Origin of the sequence: Kitasatospora sp. NPDC058218 (assembly GCF_042882445.1) — a bacterium.
In the GTDB taxonomy this organism is placed as follows: domain Bacteria; phylum Actinomycetota; class Actinomycetes; order Streptomycetales; family Streptomycetaceae; genus Kitasatospora.
Map to the genome: position 1 here is coordinate 88,275 of NZ_JBHVWC010000009.1, position 21,470 is coordinate 109,744.

A 21,470-nucleotide genomic window follows, 5' to 3' on the forward strand; every position below is an offset into this window, starting at 1 on the left:
CGCCTGTTCGGGTGACGCGCCCCGCGCGCCCCCGGCGGGCCCGGGCGGCTGCTGGTAGTGGTTGTCCGACTGCTGTCCGGGCCCGGGCCGGCCGCCCCGGCGGTCCCGTCCGCGGCCCGCCCCGAGCACGGAAGGCGCGCTGCGTGACTCTTCTGCCGAAGGACGTCGTGGAGCAGGCCCCGCATCCGTCGCGCACGCCGCGGCTGGACCGCCGGCGGGCGGCCGCCCGCCGGCGGCGCGGCCGGGCCCTGGTGGGCTGGCTGACCACCACCGACCACAAGCGGATCGGCACCCTCTACATCACCACCGCGTTCCTGTTCTTCCTGGTCGGCGGGCTGATGGCGATGCTGATGCGGATCGAGCTGGCCCGGCCGGGGCTGCAACTGCTCTCCAACGAGGAGTTCAACCAGCTCTTCACCATGCACGGCACGATCATGCTGCTGATGTTCGCGACCCCGCTGTTCGCCGGCTTCGCCAACTGGATCATGCCGTTGCAGATCGGCGCGCCCGACGTGGCCTTCCCCCGGCTGAACGCGCTCGCCTACTGGCTCTACCTGTTCGGCTCGCTGATCGCGCTCTACGGCTTCCTCACCCCCGACGGCGCGGCCGACTTCGGCTGGTTCGCCTACGCGCCGCTGAACAGCGCCGAGCGCAGCCCGGGGCTCGGCGCGGACCTGTGGATCATGGGGCTGGCCCTCTCCGGCTTCGGGACCATCATGGGCTCGGTCAACTTCATCACCACGATCGTCTGCTTCCGCGCCCCCGGGATGACGATGTTCCGGATGCCGATCTTCGTCTGGAACATCCTGCTCACCGCCGTCCTGGTGCTCTTCGCCTTCCCGGTGCTGGCGGCGGCGCTGCTCTGCCTGGAGTCGGACCGCAAGTTCGGCTCGCACGTCTTCGACGCGGCCAACGGCGGCGCGATGCTCTGGCAGCACCTCTTCTGGTTCTTCGGCCACCCGGAGGTGTACATCATCGCGTTGCCGTTCTTCGGCATCGTCACCGAGATCATCCCGGTCTTCAGCCGGAAGCCGGTCTTCGGCTACTCCGGCCTGATCGCCGCCACCATCGCCATCACCGGCCTGTCGATCACGGTCTGGGCGCACCACATGTTCGTCACCGGCCAGGTGCTGCTGCCGTTCTTCTCGATCATGACGATGCTGATCGCGGTGCCGACCGGGGTGAAGTTCTTCAACTGGATCGGCACCATGTGGAGGGGCTCGCTGAGCTTCGAGACCCCGATGCTGTGGACGGTCGGCTTCCTGGTGACCTTCCTCTTCGGCGGGCTGACGGGCGTGCTGCTGGCGGCGCCGCCGATCGACTTCCACGTCTCCGACTCGTACTTCGTGGTCGCCCACTTCCACTACGTGGTCTTCGGCACGGTCGTCTTCGCGATGTTCGCCGGATTCCACTTCTGGTGGCCCAAGTTCACCGGGCGGATGCTGGACGAGCGGCTCGGCCGGATCCACTTCTGGACGCTCTTCGTCGGGTTCCACGCCACCTTCCTGGTGCAGCACTGGCTCGGCGCCGAGGGCATGCCGCGCCGGTACGCCGACTACCTGGCCTCGGACGGCTTCACCACGCTGAACACCGTCTCCAGCATCGGCTCCTTCCTGCTCGGCATCTCCACCCTGCCGTTCCTCTACAACGTCTGGCACACCGCGCGGTACGGCCGCGCGGTCGGCGAGGACGACCCGTGGGGCTACGGCCGCTCGCTGGAGTGGGCCACCTCCTGCCCGCCGCCGCGGCACAACTTCGTCACCCTGCCCCGGATCCGCTCGGAGTCCCCGGCGTTCGACCTGCACCACCCCGAGATCGCCGAGCTGGACCGGCGGCAGAACGCGCGCGAGCCGCTCGCCTGAGCGGGCCGGCGGGCGGCCGGGCGGCGGGCGCCCGCTCGTTAGGATGGGAACGCGTCCCGCCGGCTGCGGGGCGCGGCATCCGGAGGGAGTGGCCGTCATGGCAGAGGAGAGGCACGCCCCGGCGGCCGGGGATCCACGGGCCCGGCGGCGCGGCCAGGGCGAGCTGGAGGCCCAGGTGCTGGCGGTGCTCCAGCGGGCGCCCGGACCGGCCACCGCAGTGTGGGTGCAGGAGCGGCTGGACGGCGGCCTGGCGTACACCACCGTGATGACCATCCTGTCCCGGCTGCACGCCAAGAAGGCCGTCTCACGGACCCGTTCGGGCCGCTCCTACCTCTGGCAGGCGTCCTCCGACGCGGCCGGGCTGGCCGCGCTGCGGATGCGCCGGATGCTCGACGGCGAGCCGGACCGGGACGCCGTACTGGCCAGCTTCGTCACCGCGCTGCTCCCGCACGACGAGGAGCTGCTGCGGACGCTGCTGGACAGCGCCGGTGCCGATCCGGCAGTGGCCGACCACGAGAGCTGAACCGTGGGCGTCTTCGTCTTCCTCCCGCTCGTCCTGCCGCTGACGGCGGTTCCGATCGCCCGGCTCACCGAGCAGCACCTGCATCCGCGCGGGGCCTCCCGGCTGCTGACCGCGATCAGTGCGGTGATGGCGCTGTGCAGTGCCGTCTGCCTCGGCCTGACCGGGGTGGTGGGCACCGCCCAGCTCCCCGGCAACCCGCTGCCGGACAGCTGGTCCGACCCGGAGGTGCGGGCGGCGCTGCCGTACCACGAGACGGTCGGGACGGCGGCGATCTGCGTCCTGGTGGTGGTGGCCGGGGCCTGTCTGCGCACGGTGGTGCGGCATCTGCGGATCCGGGCCCGGGCGCGCCGGGCGCTCGGCCGCGACCTCGGGGCCGCGGCCGGGTACGGCTTCGCCGCGGCGTCCGGGGGCGCCTTCGCGGACGATCTCGCGGTGCTGCCGGACGACCGGCCGTACGCGTACGCGCTGCCCGGCTCGCCGGGGCGGGTGGTGGTCTCCACCGGGATGCTGGCCGGGCTGGCGGCCGACGAGCGCGAGGCGCTGCTCGCGCACGAGCGGGCTCACCTGGAGCACCGGCACCACCGCTATCTGCTGATCACCCAGCTCGCCGGCTGCGTCAACCCGTTCCTGCGGCCCCTGCAGCAGGCGGTGGCGTACAGCGCGGAGCGGTGGGCGGACGAGGAGTCGGCCCAGGCGGTCGGCGACCGGCGGATCACGGCCCGGGCGGTGGCCCGGGCGGCGCTGGTCTCGCACCGGGCGCCCGCTCCCGGGTTCGCCGCCTTCGCCGCGCCGGGGGCCGTACCCGGCCCGGTGCCGCGCCGGGTGGCCGCACTGCTCGGCCCGGTGCCGTCCTCGCGGAACTGGCCGCCGGCGCACACCCGGGCGGGCCTCGCGGCCATGGTGGCGGCGATCGGGACGGCGGCGTCGGCGCTCTGCGCGCTCAACGCGGCGGTGGCGCTGCTGCTGGTCCTGAAGGCCGTCACCCCGCTGTAGCGCGGGGCCGCCCGCGCACCCGCCGGAGCGGTCGGCGGCGTAGACACGCCCGCCAGCGGGCATGGCACGTCATAGGGGCCGGCCGTCCGTCGTGAGAGGGTGCCCACCATGAAGGTGATCGAATTCGTCCTGAACGCCATCTGGTTGATCTTCTGCGGCATCTGGATGGCGCTCGGCTACGTCATCGCCGGCATCATCTGCTGCGTCCTCATCGTCACGATCCCCTTCGGCATCGCCGCGTTCCGGATCGCCGGCTTCGTGATCTGGCCGTTCGGGCGCACGACGGTGGAGAAGCCGGACGCCGGGGCGCCGTCCTGCGTCGGCAACGTGATCTGGCTGGTGTTCGCGGGGTGGTGGCTGGCGCTGGCGCACATCGCGACCAGCATCCCGCTGTTCATCTCGATCATCGGGATCCCGTTCGGCTGGGCCAACCTGAAGATGATCCCGATCTCGCTGATGCCGCTGGGCCGCGAGGTCGTGTCGACGGACGAGCGGTTCGGCGGGCGCTGAACCCGGCCCCCGGCGGGCCGTCACGGTGCGTCGGTGAGCTGGACGATCATCTTGCCGGTGTTGGCGCCCCGCAGCATGCCGAGGAAGGCCTCGACCACGTTCTCGAAGCCCCGCACGACGGTCTCGTCCGGGACGACGGCGCCGGAGCGCAGGTGGGGGACGAGGAAGTCGTACAGCTCCGGCCGGGCGTCGAGGTGGTCGCGGACCAGGAAGCCCTCCAGGCGCAGGCTCTTGCCGACCACGTCGAAGAGGTTGCGCGGCGCGGCGGGCGGCCGGTGCAGGTGGTTGTACTGGGCGACGGCGCCGCACCAGGCGATCCGGCCGTGGTCGCGCAGCGCGCCGATCGCGCCTTCGAGGTGGTCGCCGCCGACGTTGTCGAGGTAGACGTGCAGGCCGTCGGGGGCGGCCTCGCGGAGCCGGTCGGCGATCGGGCCGTCGTGGTAGTCGAACGCGGCGTCGAAACCGAGGTGGTCGGTGAGGTGCTCGACCTTGGCGGCGGAGCCGGCGCTGCCGATGATCCGGCCGGCGCCGAGCAGCCGGGCGAGCTGTCCGGCCGCGCTGCCCACACCGCCGGCGGCCGCCGAGATGAAGATCGTCTCGCCGGGCTGGAGCCGGGCGACCCTGGTCAGGCCGACCCAGGCGGAGAGGCCGGTGCCGCCCAGCACGCTCAGGTGGGCGCTGAGCGGGACGCCCGCGAAGTCGGGCAGGACGGCGGCCCCGGTCGCGCCGACCACCGAGTGGGTGCGCCAGGCCCGGCGGTGGTGGACCAGCGCGCCGACGGGCAGCGCCGGGGTGCGGGACTCCACCACCCGGCCGAGCGCCCGGCCCTCCAGCGGGGCACGGAGCTCCCAGCCGCCCTCCTCCATCTCCTCGCGCATGTACGGGTCGACGGACTGGTAGATGTTCTCGACCAGGGCCTCGCCCTCGGCGAGCGCCGGAACGGCCTCCTCGACGAAGGCGAAGTCGTCGGCGGTGGGGGCGCCGGACGGGCGGGCGACCTGGTGGACGGCGAGGGCGGTGGGGCGGGGCATTCGGGGCTCCGGAACGGTCGAGGGGGCGGGGCGGATGCGATCACCGTAGGGAGGGTGGTGGCCCGCCGGGCAGGGGTCCGCGTCGATGGATCGGCCCGTTCCATGAGCGCGATCGATGGATGCCGGTAGATTCGGCGGATGAACGTCACCGCGCCGGGCCGCACCCCTGCCGCTGCGCCCGGCCCCGCTCCCGTCCCTGCCGCTGCCGCCGCTCCTGTCGTCGAACGCGCCGGCGCACCCGATCTCGCCCCGCAGGAGTTGCGGATCCTGGTGGCCGTCGAGGAGGAGAAGGGCTTCACGGCCGCGGCGGCACGCCTGGGCACGACCCAGTCCGCCGTCTCGCACGCGGTGCGCACCTGTGAACGCAAGCTCGGCGCGGTGCTCTTCGAACGCGGCCGCCATGGCGCGCGCCCCACGGCCGCCGGTGCCCGGGCCGTGGCCTACGCCCGGCGGATCCTGCGGCTGCTGGAGGCGATGGGCCCGGAGGTGCGCGGCGCCGGGGCGGGGGACGCGGCCGCGGAGGTCACCGGGCCGTTGCGGATCGCCGCCTTCCGCAGCGTCGCCGCCCACCTGCTGCCGCCCGTGCTGGCCCGGCTCACCGCCCGCCACCCCGGGCTGACCCCGCAGGTGCGGATCGTTCGCGAGATCGGCCGCGGCACGGCCGGCGAGGTCGCGGACGGTCGCGCCGACCTCGGGCTCGCCACGCTGGACGCCGGAGGGCCGCCGCCCGTCCCCGGACTGGTCGCGGTCCGCCTGTTCGAGGAGACGTACGCGCTGGCGCACCCGCAGGGACACCCGGCGCCGCACGGGCTGCCCCTGGTCGACTGGGACGAGAACTGCGGCTCCTACACCCGGCAGTGGTGGGACCGCCAGGACTGGATCCCGCCCGCGACGATCGACGTCGAGGACGACACCGTCGCCGTCTCGCTGGTCTCCCAGGGGCTCGGCATGGCGATCATGCCCCGGACCGCCCTGCTCGGTGCGCCGCCCGGCCTGGCCGTCACCGACCTCGGCCCGCGCCCGCCCAGCCGGCACGTCGGGTACGTCACCACGCCCGAGCTGGCGGGCACCGCGGCCGTCCGGGCGCTGATCCGCGAACTGCGGGCGCTGGCCCTGCCGGAGGGGCTGGTGGCGGGCTAGGCAGCCCCTCGGCCCGGTCGTCAGCGGGTGGCCGCGACGACCGGGCGGTGGCGCAGTGCCCAGGCGGCCGCCGGTGCGGCGCAGGCCGCCGCGACCAGGAGGCAGCCCCCGGTCACCAGGGTGACCGCCCGCCACGGCACCGCCCACGGGGCCGGCGCCCCGAGCAGCGCCAACGCGCCGTGCATGGTGCCCAGCTGGACGGCCGCCACGGTGCAGCCGAGCACCGCGCCGACCGCCGCCACCAGCACCGACTCGGTCGTCACCAGGCGGATCACCTGGGCGCGGGTGGCACCGGCCAGCCGCAGCAGGGCCAGCTCGCGGCGGCGGTCCGCGGTGGCCATCAGGACGGTGTTGGCGAGCGCGATGCCGGTGTACGTCAGGGCGAGGCCGAGCACCAGAACGGTGCGCAGCCAGGCGATCCGGCCGTTGGCGGGGGCGGTGGCGGCGAGCCAGCCGGCCCGGGTGAGCACCGTCGCGCCGTACGGGCGGGCGGCCTCCCGGACGCGTGCGGCGGCGGTGGCCCGGTCGGTGCCGGGGTCGAACCGCACCTCGATCCGGTCGACCCGCGCGCCCGGCGCGTTGCGGGCGCTCACGTAGACGCCGTTGTCGCCGAGGCCGTCGCGCAGGACGGCGGCCACCCGCAGGGTCGTGCGGCGGCCGTCGGCCAGGATCACCGGCACCGGCTCGCCGACCGTCGTGCGGCCCCACTCGGCGGGGAGCACGATGGTGTCGTCGGTCAGATCGGCGGGCGAGCCGGCCCGGACGGGCAGCCGGGCGAGCGCGGCCAGCCCGGCCGGATCGGCCATGCGCGCCTCGGAGGTGACCGGGTTGCCGTCCGGTTCGACCACGGCGAGGGTGGTGGGCGCGGTGGCGGAGACGGCGGTGCCGGGGAGGGCGCGCAGGGCCTCGGCGAGCGGGCCCGGGAGGGCGGCGGGGAGCACCACCAGGTCGGCGGCGGTGCGGGCGGCGGTCTCGGCGGCACGGGCGGCGCTGACCGTGTCCAGCGCCCCGGCGAGCGAGCCGGCCAGCGCCACCGACACCAGGACCGGTGCGGCCACCGCCCCGGTACGGCGGACCGCCGCCACGGCGTTCCCCCGCACCAGCCGCCCGGCGAACGAGGCCGGCCGGGCCGGGAGGCGGCCGAGCGCGCGGACCAGCGGGCGGGCGAGGACGGGGGAGAGCAGGCCGCAGGCGCAGATCAGCAGCATCGGCCGGGTGGTGTAGGTCTTGCGGTGCAGCAGGTCGGCCGGGTCGCCGGCGAGCGCCGTGGCGGTCAGTACGGCGGCGGTGAGCAGCAGTCCGAGGCCCCAGAGCAGGCGGCCGGCGGTCATCGCACCGGTGTCGAGGTCGGCGGCGCGCAGGGCGTCCAGCGGTCCGACCCGGCCGGCTCGGCGGGCGGCCACCGCGACCCCGGCCAGGGCCACCAGCAGCCCGGTCCAGAAGGCGGCGTGCAACGGCCAGCCGCTGTCGCCGAGCGTGAAACCGGGCGGGGCCATGCCGACCTCCGCCAGCCACCGCACCAGGGCGGGGGCGCCGAGCCGGCCGAGGACGCAGCCGACGGCGGAGGCGGCGGCGCCGAGGACCAGTGCCTCGGCGAGGACGGTCCGCCGCACCTGCGCCCGGGTCGCGCCCGCCAGCCGGAGCAGGCCGAGCTCGCGGCGGCGCTGCGCGACGGTGTACGAGAAGGTGGAGGCGACGACGAAGGCCGAGACGAACGCGCTCACCCCGCCGGCCGTACCGAGCGCGGCCACCAGCGAGACCAGCTCCTCCCCGCCGGGTGCCCCCGCGGCGGCGGCCAGCCCGAGCAGCATCACCGCCGTCATCGCCACGCCGAGGGCCAGTGCGAGGAACGCGCCGAGGAGTGAAACCCAGCGGGCCTTCAGGGACTTGAGGGCGATCCGGAACATTCTCATGGTGGCGAGCCAACCGTGCCGGCCCGGTGCCGGTCAGCAGGCCGGGGCCTACTCCGGGGGGTGGGGCAGGCCCTACCCGTAGGGGTGTGCCCGGAGTGGAGGCGCCGCAGGGTGGGCCTGGCCCTACCGACGCCCGCCGCACCGCTGCCTAGGGTGGGCGGCGGCAGCGGGTGGGGACACGGACAGGGAGGGCGGGGCGATGGGCGGCCTGGGCGGGCGGGAGCGGTGGGGGGAGCCGGGCCGGCCGGGCTTCCTGCGGACGGCGGCGCCCTGGCGGGCGGCGCTGTACCTGGCGGTGAGCGGTACGGCCGGGCTGCTGCTCTGCGCGGGGCTGCTGCTGGCCGGGGTGGCCGCCGGGGTGCTGGCGGTGCTGCTGGTCGGGGTGCCGCTGTTGGCGGCGCTGGCGCTGGTCGGGGTGCCGTACGCGGCCTGGGAGCGGCGGCTGCTGAGGGTGCTCGGTGGCCCGGGCGTTCCCGGTCCGCACCTCGTGCCGGGCCGCCCCGGCCTGCCCGCCTGGCTGCGGCTGCGCTACCGCGAGCCGGCGACCTGGCGGGAGCTGGGCTTCACGCTGCTCGCCGCCTTCGTCCTCTGGCCGATCGACCTGACCGTCGTCGGCTGCGCCCTCGTGGTGCCCGGCCACCTGCTCGCCGCGCTGCCGCTGCTGGTGCTGGACGGGGAGCAGGTGAACGTCCTGAAGCTGTGGGAGGTCCACTCGCCGCCGGTGGCCGCCCTGGCGGGGGTCGGCGGCCTGCTGCTGCTCCCGCTGGTCGCCTACCCGTTGACGGCGGTGGCGGCCGGCCGGGCGGCGCTGGTCCGGCTGGTGCTCGCCCCCGGTGGGCAGGAGCGGCGGATCGGTGAACTCGTCCGCTCCCGGGCCCGGTTGGTGGACGCGTTCGAGGCGGAGCGCCGCCGGATCGAGCGCGATCTGCACGACGGCGCCCAACAGCGCCTGGTGGCCCTGGCGATGACGCTCGGGCTGGCCCGGCTGGACGCCCCGCCGGACGGTCCGCTCGCCGCGCGGCTCGCCGAGGCGCACCGCGAGGCGGGCGAGGTGCTGGCCGGGCTGCGCGAGTTGATCAACGGCATCCACCCGCAGGTGCTCACCGACCGCGGCCTGCCCGACGCCTGCGCGGACGCCGCCGACCGCTCGCCCGTCCCCGTCGACGTCGGCTTCGACCTGCCCGGCCGGCTGCCCCGGCCGGTCGAGTCGGCGGGCTACTTCGCCGTCTCCGAGGCGCTCGCCAACATCGCCAAGCACAGCGGCGCCGGCCTCGCCCGGGTCGACGGCCGGTACGCGGACGGGCTGTTGACGATCGAGGTCTCGGACGACGGCCGCGGCGGCGCCGATCCGGCGGCCGGCACCGGACTGACCGGCCTGGCCGACCGGGTTGCGGTGGTGGACGGCACACTGACGGTGAGCAGCCCGCCCGGCGGACCGACCCTGTTGCGTGTGGAGATCCCTTGCACCCCGACCGACCGATGAACGAGCCGCACGACGAGCCCCCGGGCCCCGCCGGGCCGCAGGGCCTGCGCGTCGTCCTGGCCGAGGACGGCGTCCTGCTGCGCGAGGGCCTGATCGGTCTGCTGAGCCGCTTCGGCCACCGGGTGGTCGCCGCCGTGGGCGACGCCGAGGCCCTGCACGCGGCCGTCGCCGAGCACGCGCCGGACATCGTCGTCACCGACGTCCGGATGCCCCCGGGCCAGACCGACGAGGGCCTGCGGGCCGCCGTGGCCCTGCGCGCGCGGACCCCGGGGCTGCCCGTCCTGGTGCTCAGTCAGTACGTGCAGCGCTCCTACGCCGCCGAGCTGTTGGACTCCGGGGACGGTTCCGGCGTCGGCTATCTGCTGAAGGACCGGATCGGCCAGGTCGAGGAGTTCGCGGGGGCGGTCGCCGCGGTGGCGGCCGGCGGCACGGTGGTCGACCCCGAGGTGGTGCGGCAGCTGCTGCGCCGCCGCCGGGACCCGTTGGAGCGGCTGACCCCGCGCGAGCGCGAGGTGCTGGCGCTGATGGCGCAGGGCCGGTCCAACGCGTCGATCTGCCGCGAGCTGGTGGTGTCGGAGGCGGCGGTGGGCAAGCACATCGGCAACATCCTGATGAAGCTGGACCTGCCGCCGGCCGAGGAGAGCCACCGCCGGGTGCTGGCCGTGCTGGAGTTCCTGCGGGCCTGAGCCCGCGCGCGGCTACTCCAGGGCCTCCCGCAGCAGCCGGAACTCCTGCGCCAGGGCGTCCGGGGTGTAGTGGGCGTTGAGCCCGCTCGGGTTGGGCAGCACCCAGACCTCGGTCTCCCCGAGGCCCTCGGGCTGCCGGCCCACCGCCGCCGTCCGCCGCCCGAAGGCCGTCCGGTAGGCGCCGATGCCGAGCACGGCCAGGGCCCGCGGGCGCAGTGACCGGACGCGCTCGCCGAGCGCGGCGCCGCCCTCGCGCAGTTCGTCGGCGGTGAGTTCGTCCGCCTTGGCGGTGGCGCGCGGGGCGACGTTGGTGATGCCGAGGCCGAGGTCGAGCAGTTCGCGCTGCTCGTCGGGGCGGAACAGGCGCGGGGTGAAGCCGGAGCGGTGCAGGGCGGGCCAGAACCGGTTGCCCGGGCGGGCGAAGTGGTGGCCGGTGGCGCCGGACCAGAGGCCGGGGTTGATGCCGCAGAACAGCACTCGCAACCCGGGGGCGACGATGTCCGCGATGGTGCTGTCGCGGGCGGCGAGCAGCTGGTCCGGGGTGGGCTTCATGGGCGTCTCGGTCACCCGCCCAGTCTGCCGGTGGCGGCCGCCGACCCGGTGCGGGGGTGGCGAGCCGTCCTCCCCCGGCGCCCCGGCCCGGTCCGGCTACCCCGGCGCCCCGGCCCGGTCCGGCTCCCCCGGCGCCCCGGCCCGGTCCGGCTACCCCGGCGCCCCGGCCCGGTCCGGCTACCCCGGCGCCCCGGCCCGGTCCGGCTACCCCGGCGCCCCGGCCCGGTCCGGCTGCGCCGGCGCGGCGGCCGCCAGCAGCCTGGTCCGGCGGCGCTCGCGCAGCCACCGCACGCCGTAGACCACCGCCGCCGCGTACGCCCAGCCCGCGAAGACGTCGACGATGAAGTGCTCCGCCCCGTAGACCAGGGTGAACGCCATCGCGAGCGGGTACGCGACCAGCAGCACGCGGAGCCACCGCGAGGCCGTCGGCCAGAAGAAGAACAGCAGCATCGCCGGGTAGGCGGAGTGCAGCGAGGGCATCGCGGCGACGTCGTTGGCGAAGCGGCTGCCGTTCTCGAAGACCGAGCCGGCCCGTGGCAGCCCGCTCTGGGTCAGCACGTCCGACACCACCCGGGTGAGCGCCGGCATGTGGCCCTCCTGCGCGGTGAGCCACGGCGGGTCGGCCGGGAAGAGGATGTACGTCGCGAAACCGGCGAAGGTCAGCGCGAGGTAGCAGGTGAGCAGGTGCCGGAACCGGTCGTGGCGGCGCCGCCAGAGCACGGCCAGCACCACGAAGATCATGAAGAAGTGCGACATGTAGACGGTGACCGCCGCGTAGTCGTACCAGTGCGGCGAACCGGGGGTGTAGAGCCCGTACTGCAGCCGGACCGTCAGGGTCTCACCGAAGCCGAGCAGTTCGTCCGCGCGCAGCTGCGGCCGCCAGTGCGGGGCCCACGGGGTGTGGGCGCCGTACCCGCGCAGCAGCGAGTACGCCCAGACGACGGCCATCACCGGCACCCAGTCGCGCAGCACCAGCAGGAAGCCGCGCGGCCCGTGGCCGCTGTGCACGGCGGCGGCCAGCAGGGCGCCGATCAGCCAGCAGAAGACCACGTCGTTGGAGTACGGCAAGCCGTACGTGCGCACGTACCAGAGCAGGGCGACGAGGTAGAGCGGCCACGCCAGCAGCCGCAGCCGGGCCAGTGCGCTGGCGCGCGCACCGGGCAGCGGCCGGGTCACCGGACGCAGCCGCCCGGCGCTCGCGGGTGGGGGCGGCGCCGGGCGGAGCAGTTTGGTCATGCCAGCCGAAGCTAGCAAGGCATTCTTGGAGAACTCTTCACGCGAACGGCCTGTCGTCCAGCAAAGACTCAGAAAGACACCGGACAGCGCAGCGCCCGGCCGCCCCGGCTAGGAGACGCTGCCCAACTCGTGGGGCGTGTTGTTGAACCGCCGCCCGCCCTGCTCGGTCACCGTCACGATGTCCTCGATCCGCACCCCGAACCGGCCGGGCAGGTAGACACCGGGCTCGATCGAGAAGCACATCCCGGGGACGAGCGGCTGCTCCTCGCCCTCGACCAGGTACGGCGGCTCGTGCGTGGTGATGCCGATGCCGTGCCCGGTGCGGTGGATGAAGTACTCGCCGTACCCGGCCTCGGTGATCACCCGACGGGCGATCCGGTCGATCTCCTGGCAGGTCACCCCGGGCCGGACGGCCTCGAACGCGGTCTGCTGCGCCTGCCGGACGACGTCGTGCACCTTCCGCACCTCGGCCGGGACGTCGGTGCCGACGTGCACCGTCCGGGTGGTGTCGGAGCCGTAGCCGTCCTTGAGGCCGCCGAAGTCCAGGACGACGGTGTCACCGGCCCGGATGACCCGGTCGCCCGCCTCGTGGTGCGGGTTGGCGCCGTTGGGGCCGGAGCCGACCACGGTGAAGTCGACCTGACTGTGCCCGTACTGGATGAGCAGGGCGCTGAGGTCGGCGGCCACGTCGGTCTCCCGCCGGCCGGCGAACCGCACCTCCAGGATGCCCCGGTAGGCGGCGTCCGCGGCGCCCCCGGCCGCGGCCAGGCGCTCCAGCTCGTCGGTGTCCTTGACCGCCCGGAGCATCGGCAGCGCCTCGGTGAGCGAGGTCCAGCCGGTGCCCGGCAGGGCGCTCTGGAGGCCGAGCAGGTGCATGGCCCAGGCGTTGTCCGAGACGCCGTAGCGGCCGGCCGGGTCGAGCAGTGGGACGGCGGTGGCGTAGGGGCTCTCGCCGTCGCTCCAGTCGAGCAGCCGCAGACCGGGGGCGCCGGTGGCCCGTTCGGCGTCGGGGCGCTCCAACTTGGGGACGATCAGGGCGGGTTCGTTGCCGTCGGTGAGGAGCAGCGCGGTCAGCCGCTCGGTGATCGCGGTCGGCTGGTAGCCACAGAGGTAGACCAGGTCGGGGCCGGGGGCGACGACCAGGCCGCTGAGTCCGGCGGCGGCCGCGGCGGCGGTGGCCCGGGCCATCCGGGCGGTGTAGTCCTCGGTGGTGAACGGTCGTGGCATGAGGGGTCCTCTCTGCGTCTGTCCCGTACCGGAATCGGTCCCGGACCGGCGGCCGTCCGGGTCGGGCCGGCCACCGGGCGCGGGCTGCTGTCGCGTGTACCGAACTCCATCACGTCCGGGCGGAGTCGGCGTAGTGCCGGAGGAACAACGCCTCGACGTTGGCCATGTGCTCGATCTCGCCGGGATCGACGCTCTCGTTGGGCGCGTGGATCAGGCAGCGGGGTTCCTCGACGCCCATCAGGATGATCTCCGAGTCCGGGTAGGTGCGGGCGAACACGTTGCAGAGCGGGATCGAGCCGCCCTGGCCGAGGAAGGAGATCGGCTTGCCGTAGACCTCCTGCATGGCCTTGTCGAGCGCCGTGTACGCCGGTCCGCCGGTGGAGGCCCGGAACGGCGAGCCGACGCTCTCCGGCTCGACGCCGACCTGCGCGCCCCACGGCACGGCGGCCTGCAGGTGCGCGGTGAGCGCGTCCTGGGCGGCCTGCGCGTCGGTGCCGGGCGGCACCCGCAGGCTGACCCGGGCGCGGGCGGTGGCCGGGATGGCGGCGGCCGAGCCGACCACCGGAGGGCAGTCGATGCCGAGCACGGTGACGGCGGGCCTGGCCCACAGCCGGTCGGCGACGGTGCCCGAACCGGTCAGCCGGACGCCCTCCCGCACCCCGGCGTCGGTGCGGAACTGCTGCTCGTCGTAGCCGACGCCGCTCCAGCTGCCGGTGCAGTCCAGCCCGTCGATCCGGGTGCCGCCGTCGGCGTCGCGCAGCGAGTCGAGGGCGCGGATCAGCGCGGCCAGGGCGTCCGGGGCGGGGCCGCCGAACATGCCGGAGTGCATGTCGCCGGCGAGGGTCGAGACGGTGATCACCACGTTGGTGACCCCGCGCAGGGAGGTGGTGGCGGTGGGTACGCCGACGGCGGCGTTCCCGGTGTCGCAGACCAGCAGCGCGTCGGCGTGCAACTCGCCGGCGTGCGGGGGCACGTACGCCTCCAGGCCGCCGGTGCCCTGCTCCTCCGAGCCCTCGGCGACGAACTTGATGCCGACCGGGAGGTCGTCGCCGAGCGCGCGCAGCGCGGTGAGGTGCATGACGATGTTGCCCTTGCAGTCGGCGGTGCCGCGTCCGTACCAGCGGCCGTCGCGCTCGGTGAGCTCGAACGGCGGGGAGGTCCAGGCGGCGTCGTCGAGCGGGGGCTGGACGTCGTAGTGGCAGTAGAGCAGGACGGTCGGTGCGCCGGGCGGGGGCGGGCGGTGGCCGATCACGGCGTGGCTGCCGTCCGGCGTCTCCTCCAGGTGGACGTCGCGCAGCCCGGCCTGGGCGAAGGCGGCGGCGACCCACTCGGCGGCCTCGCGGCACTTCTCCGGCGGGTACTGGCGGGGGTCGGCGACGGACGGGATGGCGACCAGCTCGGCCAGGTCGGCCTTGGCCCGGGGCATCAGGGCGGCGATCCGGCGGGCGAGTTCGTCGGTCATGGGTACGACTCCTGGGCGATCGATCGTTCGGCTGGGGTCGAGGGGGCGGGGTCGAGGGGGCGGGGTCGAGGGGGCGGGGCCGGGGGGCGACGGCCGGGGGGTGGGCCGAGGGTGACGGCCGGGCGGGGCGTCAGTTCCGGACGGTGTCGTGGAGCTTGAGGTCGTCGATCTTCTCCTTGATGTCGGCCAGCTTGTCCGGGCAGTACACCGAGAGCACGATCGTCTCCGCGAGCACCACCTCGCGGTCGGAGAGCACCGGCCGCTGCCCGGGCCCGCCCGCGCCGTTGGACATGCCGTACTTCCACTGCGCCTGGGTCAGCGCGTTCGCCGGGTTCTCGCAGACGGCGCCGCCGTCCTCGCCCAGGGTGTGCACGATCTGGCTCTGGCTGGGCACCGGGTAACCGGCCGCCGACAGGGCCTCGGAGAGCTGTTTGGCCTTGTCGTTGGCCTTGTTGGTGTTGTGCAGCTGGGAGTACGTCAGCAGGCCGGTGATCAGCATCCCGACCAGCAGGACGATCGCACCCACGTAGATCCAGCGGTGGCGGGAGGCCATCATCGTGCCGGTCACTGCGCACCTCCGGTGGCGTCGCGCCGCTCCGCGGCCTCCTGCGCGGCCAGTTCGGCCTGGGCCTCGGGGGAGCGCCAGGACGGCTTGCGCAGTCGCAGGAACAGGTACGGGATCACCAGGCCGAGCAGCACCAGGCCGCCGGCGACGATCGCGACGTACGACCAGACGCTGCCGCTGCCGAACTGCGAGGACGGCACGAACCCGATCGCCATCGCCGCCGCCGAGGCCAGGAAGCCGGTCATGCAGACCAGGACCAGCGCCGGGGCGCGGTAGCCGCGCGGGTGGTCCGGCTGGGTGCGGCGCAGCCGGATCGCCGCGAGGAACATCAGCAGGTAGACGATCAGGTACACCTGCGTGGTGATCACCGAGAAGATCCAGTAGGCGCTGGAGACGTTCGGGATCAGCGCGTACGCGAGCGCGATGATCGTGGTGACCACACCCTGGGTGACCAGCAGGTTCTGCTGGATGCCCTCCTTGTTCAGCCGCTGCAGGAACGGCGGGAGGTAGCCCTCCTGCCGGGAGATCATCAGCAGCCCCTTGGACGGCCCGGCCAGCCAGGTCAGCATGCCGCCGAGGGCGGCGGCGACCAGCGCCACCGCGATCACCGGGGTGAGCCAGCCGATGTGGAAGTACTGGAAGAAGGCGTCGAAGGCCTGCATCACGCCGGCCGTCAGGCTCAGCTCGCTGGACGGCACCACCCAGCTGATCGCCAGCGCGGGCAGGATGAAGATCAGCAGGACCATCCCGGAGGCCGTGAACATCGACCGCGGGAACTCGCGGGCCGGGTTGCGCAGCGAGGAGACGTGCACCGCGTTCATCTCCATGCCGGAGTAGCTGAGGAAGTTGTTGACGATCAGCACCAGGCTGGCCAGGCCGGTCCACTGCGGGAAGAGGTGTGCGGCGTTCATCGGCGCGGCCGAGGCGTTGCCCTGGCCGAGGAAGACCATGCCGAGCACGACCAGCAGCGTGCCCGGGATCAGGGTGCCGATCACCAGGCCCCAGGAGGAGAGGCCGGCCACGGCCTTCGTCCCGCGCGAGGTGACCCAGACGCCGGTCCAGTACAGCACCATGATCACCACGGCGGTGTACGGGCCGTTGCTGGCCAGCGCCGGGTTGACCACGTAGGCGATGGTCGAGGCCACGTAGGCGAGCAGGGACGGGTAGTAGAAGATCGTCATCGCGAACTGGCACCAGACGGCGAGGAAGCCGAGCGGCTTCGACAGGCCCTCCGACACCCAGCGGTAGACGCCGCCCTCCCAGCCGGAGGCCAGCTCGGCGGAGACCAGCGCGGTCGGCAGCAGGAAGACGATCGCGGGGACGAGGTAGAGGAAGATGCAGGCCAGGCCGTACACCGCCATGGTCGGGGCGGCCCGGAGGCTGGCCACCGAGGCGGTCGTCATCAGTGCCAGGGTCATCCAGGACATCCGTGGTGCGCTGGCCATCCGGGCGGCCACCGCGCCGCCGCTGTTGCCGGTGGCGCTCGGGCCCGGGCTGCCCCGGCCGGGCGACGGTGCCTCCATGGAACTCATGCGTCCTCCTCGGATGCGGCCCTGGGTGCGTTCGCTCCGGGAGAGCCCCGGCAGGTAGGCCGTACCCGGCCAGTTCACCCGGTTGCCGGGGGCGTCGCATGCGGCGTGCACCCGCACGGGTGATCGACTGTCAGGAGTGCGTGGCGGAGGTTTGGCTCGCGCGGTGGCCGGAGGGCGTCCCGCGGTCGGTCCGGAGGCTGCCCGGCCGTGTCCGGCCGGGCGGCCTCCGGCCAGGTCGAGCGGCGCAGCGTCCGGCCGACCGTCGCGGGCGGCGGGGCGACGGCGAGCAGGCCGGCGATCGCGGCCAGTGCCGCGGTGGGGGAGAGGTGGTCGAGCAGCAGGCCGCTGCCGAGCGTCCCGGCGGGCATGCCGACGGTGAAGAGCGTCATGGTCGCGGCGATCGCCCGCCCGCAGAGCTCGTCCGCGACCCGGCGGAACACCAGGATGTCGATCATCACCCGCGGCGTCGGCGTCCCCAGGCCCAGCACGAACAGGCCCGCGAAGACGACTGCCGGGCCACCGGGCAGCAGCGGCGCCGGCATGACCGGGACGCAGAGCCGGCCCACCGCGAGCAGCAGAGCCCCGGGCCCGGCCAGTTCGCCCACTCGTCGCTGCGGGTGAGCCCGGCCCGACTGGTCCGCCTGCGCGGTCAACTCGCGGAGGTGTTCGACGAATTGTTCGAATAGGGGTCGAGCGATGCGGCGGACGCGGTGGACATCACCGTCTTCACCCTGCTCTACGGTCTCCGGGCCGGTCCGGCCGGGTCGGGCGAGCCCCTTCCGGGCGGCACCGCCACCGGCTGACGCCCGCTCCGGGGCCGCCCGCACCCGGAGCGGCGCCGTCCGGGTCGTACCCGTCCGGGTACGGAATGGTAAATGCCGGGCGGAGTGTCAGTGCCGTGGTTCAGGATGACTGAATGTCGTACGAACTTCAGGCGCTGATCGGTTCGGCGGAGCTGCTCGCGGTGGCCGCCGCCGAGGTCCCGGCCGCCCATCTCAGTCCGCTGGCCCAGGGGTTGGCCCTGATACCGGCCACCCCCGCCTTCCTGTCCGCGCTCCAGTTCGGCCGCGGTGAACCGGGGTTCGGTGGCGAGTCCGGCTTCGACTGGTTCCCGGACGGCCTCGAACGTCGGCTCGCCGCCTGGTCCAAGGCCGGCCCGATCGCCTGCGTCGAGGCCGACTACTTCGGCGGCAGCGGCACCCAGCGCGCCGCCGTCTGGGCCGACGGCCGGCTCGACCTGGGACCGCTCGTCAGCGGCGAGTTCGAGCCCAGTCCGCCCGAGGGCAGCCCGATCTCCCGCGCCCTGCGGCGCATCGGCGCCCGCGTCGTGGACACCCGCCACCGCGACGAGTTCGAGGCGGTCGGCCTGCCGGCCCATCGCAGCACCGAGCGCTGGGCCGCCCCCGGCGGGGCGTGAACCGTTCGGAGTAGGCGCGGTGGCTGGGTCAACTGGCGTGCCCCAACGTGTGAATCAGGCATTTCGCCTGATTCGCATTGAGAGGAAGCAACACCCATGCGTGCCACCTGGATGGCCGCCGCGCTGACCGCAGCCATCGTGCTGACCCCGGTCGCCACGGCGTCCGCCACCGCCGCCGGCAACGAAGCCGCGGCCCCCCGAACGTCCCCCTTCTCCGTCACCGCCCCGGCCCTGCCGGCCTTCCCGGTGTCCGTCGCCGTCCCGGCCGTCCCCGCGCGCCCGGCCGACGCGCCGCTGCCCGTGACGGTGCCCCCGGTCGGTGCGCCGACGTCCGGTCTCCCGGCCCTGCCGGCCGCCCCGGACCTGTCCGCCGCCCCCGATCCGGGCCTGCTCCTCGGGACGGTCGGCGACCTCGTCGGCACGGTCACCGGGCTGGTCTCGTCGCTGACGTCGTCCCTCCCCGATCTCGGGGTGGTCCAGCAGCTGGTCGCCTCATTGCAGGCCGTCCTGCAGGGTCTGCTCGGCCAGCTGCCGACGCCGCCGGTGACCGTCCCGGACCCGCCGGGCGTCCCCGGTGCCTCCGCCCCGGCGCGGCCGGATCAGCTCGCCGCGCTCAAGGCGCAGGGCCAGTCCCTCGCGGACGCCGCGGCCCGCCTGGCCGCCCTCCACCCGCACCCCGCCGTCGGCTGACCCCGGCCGACGGGAGAGGCCCCCGGTCCCGAACCCGGGACCGGGGGCCTCGCCGCGTACACCCCGCGGGGTCAGCGGTAGTTGACGTACTGGATCGCGAAGTCGAGGTCCTTGCCCTTGAGCAGTGCCTGGATGGTCTGCAGGTCGTCACGGCTCTTCGAGCTCACGCGGAGCTCGTCGCCCTGGACCTGGGCCTTCACGCCCTTCGGGCCCTCGTCACGGATGATCTTCGCGACCTTCTTGGCATCGTCCTGGGAGATGCCCTCCTTCACGTCCGCGAAGATCTTGTACTCCTTGCCGGACAGCTGAGGATCCTTGGCGTCCAGCGCCTTCAGCGACAGGCCACGCTTGATGAACTTGCTCTGCAGCACGTCCAGAATGGCCTTCACCCGCTCCTCGCCGCTGGCCTTCATCTCGATCGTTTCGCCGGAGCGGCTGATCTCGGCGCCGACGTTCTTGAAGTCGAAGCGGGTGGCGATCTCACGCGAGGTCTGGTTGATCGCGTTGTCGACCTCCTGCCACTCGACCTTCGAGACGATGTCGAAACTGGAGTCGGCCATGGGTGTTGGTCTCCTTGATGCTCTGGCTTCACTGACACGGGCCGTCCCACCGGACGCCCGCTGCCCCAGCCTATCCAGCAGCACCCCGCGCCCGCCCCCGACAGCCACGCCACATCCCTTGATCATCACGTGACCAACCGGGTGGCGAACCACCCCCCGGCATCGGGTATTGTTTACGGAGTCGAACGGGGCAAGCCCCCGCGAGACACCAATCCTGGCTGGTTGCCCGAGCGGCCAAAGGGAGCAGACTGTAAATCTGCCGCGTAAGCTACGCAGGTTCGAACCCTGCACCAGCCACAGGATAAAGAAGGGCCCCTGATCTGCGGAAACGCGATCAGGGGCCCTTCTCGTTCAGTCGAACGCCCGCGATGCCCGGAGGGCCGTTTCGCGAAGTTTGTCCCACCTGTCGTCGCCTGAATCCCGGCGTTGACCAGCGGTTCCGGACCAGGCGCGGACCAGGGTCATTCGGGTCGGCGCTGCAGGCGTTCGGTGATCAGCCGGTTGGCGTGGTCTTCGTCACCGTGGATGCACTTCGCGTAGACGCGGAGCAGGACGGCGATGCTGTGCCCGGCGCGCCGTGCGCACTCGGCGGGCGCCACCCCGGAGGCCAGCCACAGCGAGATCCCGGCGTGCCGGCCGTCGTACGGCCGCTTCGCCAACGGCGTCGCCTGCTCCTCCGGGCTCAGCACCTCGGCCCGGGCCGCCGCCCACACCACCCCGTAGCCGCTCTCCTGCACCATGCCGTCGCGGAAGGTCCGGAACAGCCGGCCGTCCGGCGCCGTGCCGTACGCCGTGATGTGCTCCCGCAGCAGCTTCACCAGTTCGGGCGGGATCGGGACCGGCCGAGTCGCCTTCTCGGCGCGGTGCTTCAAGCCCCGGGGGTCGTGCGAGGCGCCGGTGTCGGTCCAGGCGGACCCCACCCGCGGGCTGTTCCCGTTGAGGTTGAGCTTCCCCCACCCCTCCGCGGGCAGCACGCAGCGGTCCTTCCGCAGGTGGACGACCTCCCCGGGGCGCATGCCCGCGTAGTAGATGCACGCGAAGAACGCCACCAGCCGGGGCCCGCGCCGCCCCTGGCGCCCGACCGCCTCCATCAGCGCGGCGGCCTGCTCCGGGCTCATCACGTACTCGGGGTCGACCTCCTCCTCGACCTGCGGCGGCTGCCACTGGACCAGCGGCAGCGGATTGGCGGTCAGCAGCCCGTCCTCGACGGCACGGCCGATGACGTGGTGGACGATCCGGCGCTTGCGCAGGATCGTGGAGGCGGCGGCCTTCGTGCCGTCCAACTTCACCGACAGCGCGGAGAGCAGCTTCCGGACCACCTTCGGGTCCTCCAGCGCGGAGACGTCCACCGAGTGCCGCGCGACCCACGCGAGCGCCTTGGCGACCTCGGCCGGCGGCTCCTCGGTCCACCGGTTCACGTTGAACGCCCAGCCGTACAGCGCCCGCCGGACGACTCGCTTGTCCGGCATTCCGGTCTTGCTGCTGACCAGCTCGAACGTCACGCTGGCCAGCGCATCGGCCCACGTCGTCCTCGTCTTCGCCGGGGCCCCGTCCCACCGGCCCTCCACGTAGTTCCGCCCGTGCTGGTACCAGCTGACGGCGCTCTCCTCCTGCTGGCGCTTGCGCAACTCGGCCAGCGGGAGCCCCGTCTCGACGTCGAACGGCTGGTGCGAGGCGACGGCTACCAGTAGCTCGGCCTTCCGGCCGTCGGCCTGGGTCTTCGTCAGGTACGACTCGGAGAACTCCCGGCCGGCCACCGTCCACCGCACCATCCACGGCGTCCGCCGGTCCGGCCGGTGACGGTGCTCCCAGAACTTCACCTTGTACGAGGTGGCCATCAGGCGGCGACCTCCTGCTCGGCCCACCACGCGTCGAGGGCACTGCGGCGGACACGGATCTGATTGTTGGGAAGCTTCATGAGCTTCGGGCCCCTCCCGCGGGCGACCATGCGGTAGAAGGCGGAGCGGGACATCTCCAGCTCTTCGAGCACCTCGGCGAGCTTGAGCTTCGGGTCCTGCGTGGGCATGGCGGCGACTCCATCGGCGAGTGCGAATGGTGGTTGCGGAGTGTTACTCGCCCTCTCGCGGA

21 protein-coding genes and 1 tRNA gene are annotated in these 21,470 nt (G+C 73.9%); 10 read left to right on the forward strand and 12 right to left on the reverse strand.

The window, feature by feature from the left end:
* The first annotated feature begins 203 nt into the window (after positions 1-203).
* The 4 genes from ctaD (at position 204) to ACFVYI_RS07920 (ending at position 3,888) form a co-directional block, all read left to right on the forward strand.
* Complete coding sequence (gene ctaD / locus ACFVYI_RS07905) at positions 204-1,862, forward strand: cytochrome c oxidase subunit I (protein WP_387882348.1); 1,659 nt, start codon at positions 204-206, stop codon at positions 1,860-1,862.
* Positions 1,863-1,959: 97 nt separating this feature from the next.
* Complete coding sequence (locus ACFVYI_RS07910) at positions 1,960-2,385, forward strand: BlaI/MecI/CopY family transcriptional regulator (RefSeq protein WP_329488209.1); 426 nt, start codon at positions 1,960-1,962, stop codon at positions 2,383-2,385.
* Between the two features lie 3 nt (positions 2,386-2,388).
* Positions 2,389-3,378 (forward strand): M56 family metallopeptidase, encoded by a 990-nt coding sequence (locus tag ACFVYI_RS07915; RefSeq protein WP_387882274.1) that lies wholly within the window; start codon positions 2,389-2,391, stop codon positions 3,376-3,378.
* Between the two features lie 108 nt (positions 3,379-3,486).
* Entirely contained in the window at positions 3,487-3,888 is a 402-nt protein-coding gene (locus tag ACFVYI_RS07920) for a YccF domain-containing protein (RefSeq protein ID WP_387882275.1), read from the forward strand.
* Positions 3,889-3,908: 20 nt separating this feature from the next.
* On the opposite strand, the gene ACFVYI_RS07925 is transcribed toward ACFVYI_RS07920, so the two are convergent.
* Positions 3,909-4,919, reverse strand: coding sequence for an NADP-dependent oxidoreductase (locus ACFVYI_RS07925; RefSeq protein ID WP_387882276.1), 1,011 nt, complete (start codon positions 4,917-4,919; stop codon positions 3,909-3,911).
* Between the two features lie 138 nt (positions 4,920-5,057).
* Here ACFVYI_RS07925 and ACFVYI_RS07930 point away from each other — a divergent pair, with 138 nt between their 5' ends.
* Positions 5,058-6,059, forward strand: a complete 1,002-nt coding sequence (locus ACFVYI_RS07930) for a LysR family transcriptional regulator (RefSeq protein WP_387882277.1) — start codon at positions 5,058-5,060, stop codon at positions 6,057-6,059.
* A 20-nt stretch (positions 6,060-6,079) separates the two neighbouring features.
* Here ACFVYI_RS07930 and ACFVYI_RS07935 read toward each other — a convergent pair whose 3' ends face one another.
* Positions 6,080-7,972: an FtsX-like permease family protein gene (locus ACFVYI_RS07935; RefSeq protein ID WP_387882278.1), complete on the reverse strand. Its 1,893-nt coding sequence runs from the start codon at positions 7,970-7,972 to the stop codon at positions 6,080-6,082.
* A 199-nt stretch (positions 7,973-8,171) separates the two neighbouring features.
* On the opposite strand from ACFVYI_RS07935, the gene ACFVYI_RS07940 reads away from it, so the two are divergent.
* Both ACFVYI_RS07940 and ACFVYI_RS07945 read left to right on the forward strand, forming a co-directional pair.
* Positions 8,172-9,455: a sensor histidine kinase gene (locus ACFVYI_RS07940; protein WP_387882279.1), complete on the forward strand. Its 1,284-nt coding sequence runs from the start codon at positions 8,172-8,174 to the stop codon at positions 9,453-9,455.
* Positions 9,452-10,141 carry a response regulator gene (locus ACFVYI_RS07945; protein ID WP_387882349.1) on the forward strand — a complete coding sequence of 230 codons (690 nt, stop codon included), beginning with the start codon at positions 9,452-9,454 and terminating at the stop codon, positions 10,139-10,141. Before ACFVYI_RS07940 ends, ACFVYI_RS07945 begins: the two co-directional genes overlap by 4 nt.
* Positions 10,142-10,153: 12 nt before the next feature.
* Here ACFVYI_RS07945 and mug read toward each other — a convergent pair whose 3' ends face one another.
* The 7 genes from mug to ACFVYI_RS07980 all read right to left on the reverse strand — a co-directional run bounded on the left by mug (position 10,154) and on the right by ACFVYI_RS07980 (position 17,368).
* Positions 10,154-10,693 (reverse strand): G/U mismatch-specific DNA glycosylase, encoded by a 540-nt coding sequence (mug, locus tag ACFVYI_RS07950; RefSeq protein WP_387882350.1) that lies wholly within the window; start codon positions 10,691-10,693, stop codon positions 10,154-10,156.
* 204 nt (positions 10,694-10,897) lie between these two features.
* Complete coding sequence (locus tag ACFVYI_RS07955; protein WP_387882280.1) at positions 10,898-11,929, reverse strand: phosphatase PAP2 family protein; 1,032 nt, start codon at positions 11,927-11,929, stop codon at positions 10,898-10,900.
* Positions 11,930-12,037: 108 nt separating this feature from the next.
* Positions 12,038-13,156, reverse strand: coding sequence for an aminopeptidase P family protein (locus ACFVYI_RS07960; RefSeq protein WP_387882281.1), 1,119 nt, complete (start codon positions 13,154-13,156; stop codon positions 12,038-12,040).
* A 109-nt stretch (positions 13,157-13,265) separates the two neighbouring features.
* On the reverse strand, positions 13,266-14,618 hold the full coding sequence (locus ACFVYI_RS07965; RefSeq protein ID WP_387882282.1) for a dipeptidase: 1,353 nt from the start codon (positions 14,616-14,618) through the stop codon (positions 13,266-13,268).
* Positions 14,619-14,748: 130 nt separating this feature from the next.
* The gene (locus ACFVYI_RS07970) at positions 14,749-15,186 is read right to left on the reverse strand and encodes a hypothetical protein (RefSeq protein WP_387882283.1); all 438 of its coding nucleotides are present in this window, start codon (positions 15,184-15,186) and stop codon (positions 14,749-14,751) included.
* On the reverse strand, positions 15,183-16,628 hold the full coding sequence (locus ACFVYI_RS07975; RefSeq protein WP_387882351.1) for an APC family permease: 1,446 nt from the start codon (positions 16,626-16,628) through the stop codon (positions 15,183-15,185). Before ACFVYI_RS07975 ends, ACFVYI_RS07970 begins: the two co-directional genes overlap by 4 nt.
* Before the next feature lie 161 nt (positions 16,629-16,789).
* Entirely contained in the window at positions 16,790-17,368 is a 579-nt protein-coding gene (locus tag ACFVYI_RS07980; protein WP_387882284.1) for a hypothetical protein, read from the reverse strand.
* A gap of 263 nt (positions 17,369-17,631) precedes the next feature.
* On the opposite strand from ACFVYI_RS07980, the gene ACFVYI_RS07985 reads away from it, so the two are divergent.
* The gene (locus tag ACFVYI_RS07985; protein ID WP_387882285.1) at positions 17,632-18,132 is read left to right on the forward strand and encodes a hypothetical protein; all 501 of its coding nucleotides are present in this window, start codon (positions 17,632-17,634) and stop codon (positions 18,130-18,132) included.
* Positions 18,133-18,228: 96 nt separating this feature from the next.
* On the forward strand, positions 18,229-18,822 hold the full coding sequence (locus tag ACFVYI_RS07990) for a hypothetical protein (protein ID WP_387882286.1): 594 nt from the start codon (positions 18,229-18,231) through the stop codon (positions 18,820-18,822).
* 71 nt (positions 18,823-18,893) lie between these two features.
* On the opposite strand, the gene ACFVYI_RS07995 is transcribed toward ACFVYI_RS07990, so the two are convergent.
* Positions 18,894-19,382: a YajQ family cyclic di-GMP-binding protein gene (locus ACFVYI_RS07995; protein WP_387882287.1), complete on the reverse strand. Its 489-nt coding sequence runs from the start codon at positions 19,380-19,382 to the stop codon at positions 18,894-18,896.
* A gap of 216 nt (positions 19,383-19,598) precedes the next feature.
* On the opposite strand from ACFVYI_RS07995, the gene ACFVYI_RS08000 reads away from it, so the two are divergent.
* Positions 19,599-19,679: transfer RNA gene (locus tag ACFVYI_RS08000), tRNA-Tyr, on the forward strand.
* Positions 19,680-19,843: 164 nt separating this feature from the next.
* On the opposite strand, the gene ACFVYI_RS08005 is transcribed toward ACFVYI_RS08000, so the two are convergent.
* Complete coding sequence (locus ACFVYI_RS08005) at positions 19,844-21,220, reverse strand: tyrosine-type recombinase/integrase (protein WP_387882288.1); 1,377 nt, start codon at positions 21,218-21,220, stop codon at positions 19,844-19,846.
* On the reverse strand, positions 21,220-21,408 hold the full coding sequence (locus ACFVYI_RS08010) for a helix-turn-helix transcriptional regulator (RefSeq protein WP_387882289.1): 189 nt from the start codon (positions 21,406-21,408) through the stop codon (positions 21,220-21,222). Before ACFVYI_RS08010 ends, ACFVYI_RS08005 begins: the two co-directional genes overlap by 1 nt.
* Positions 21,409-21,470 lie beyond the last annotated feature (62 nt).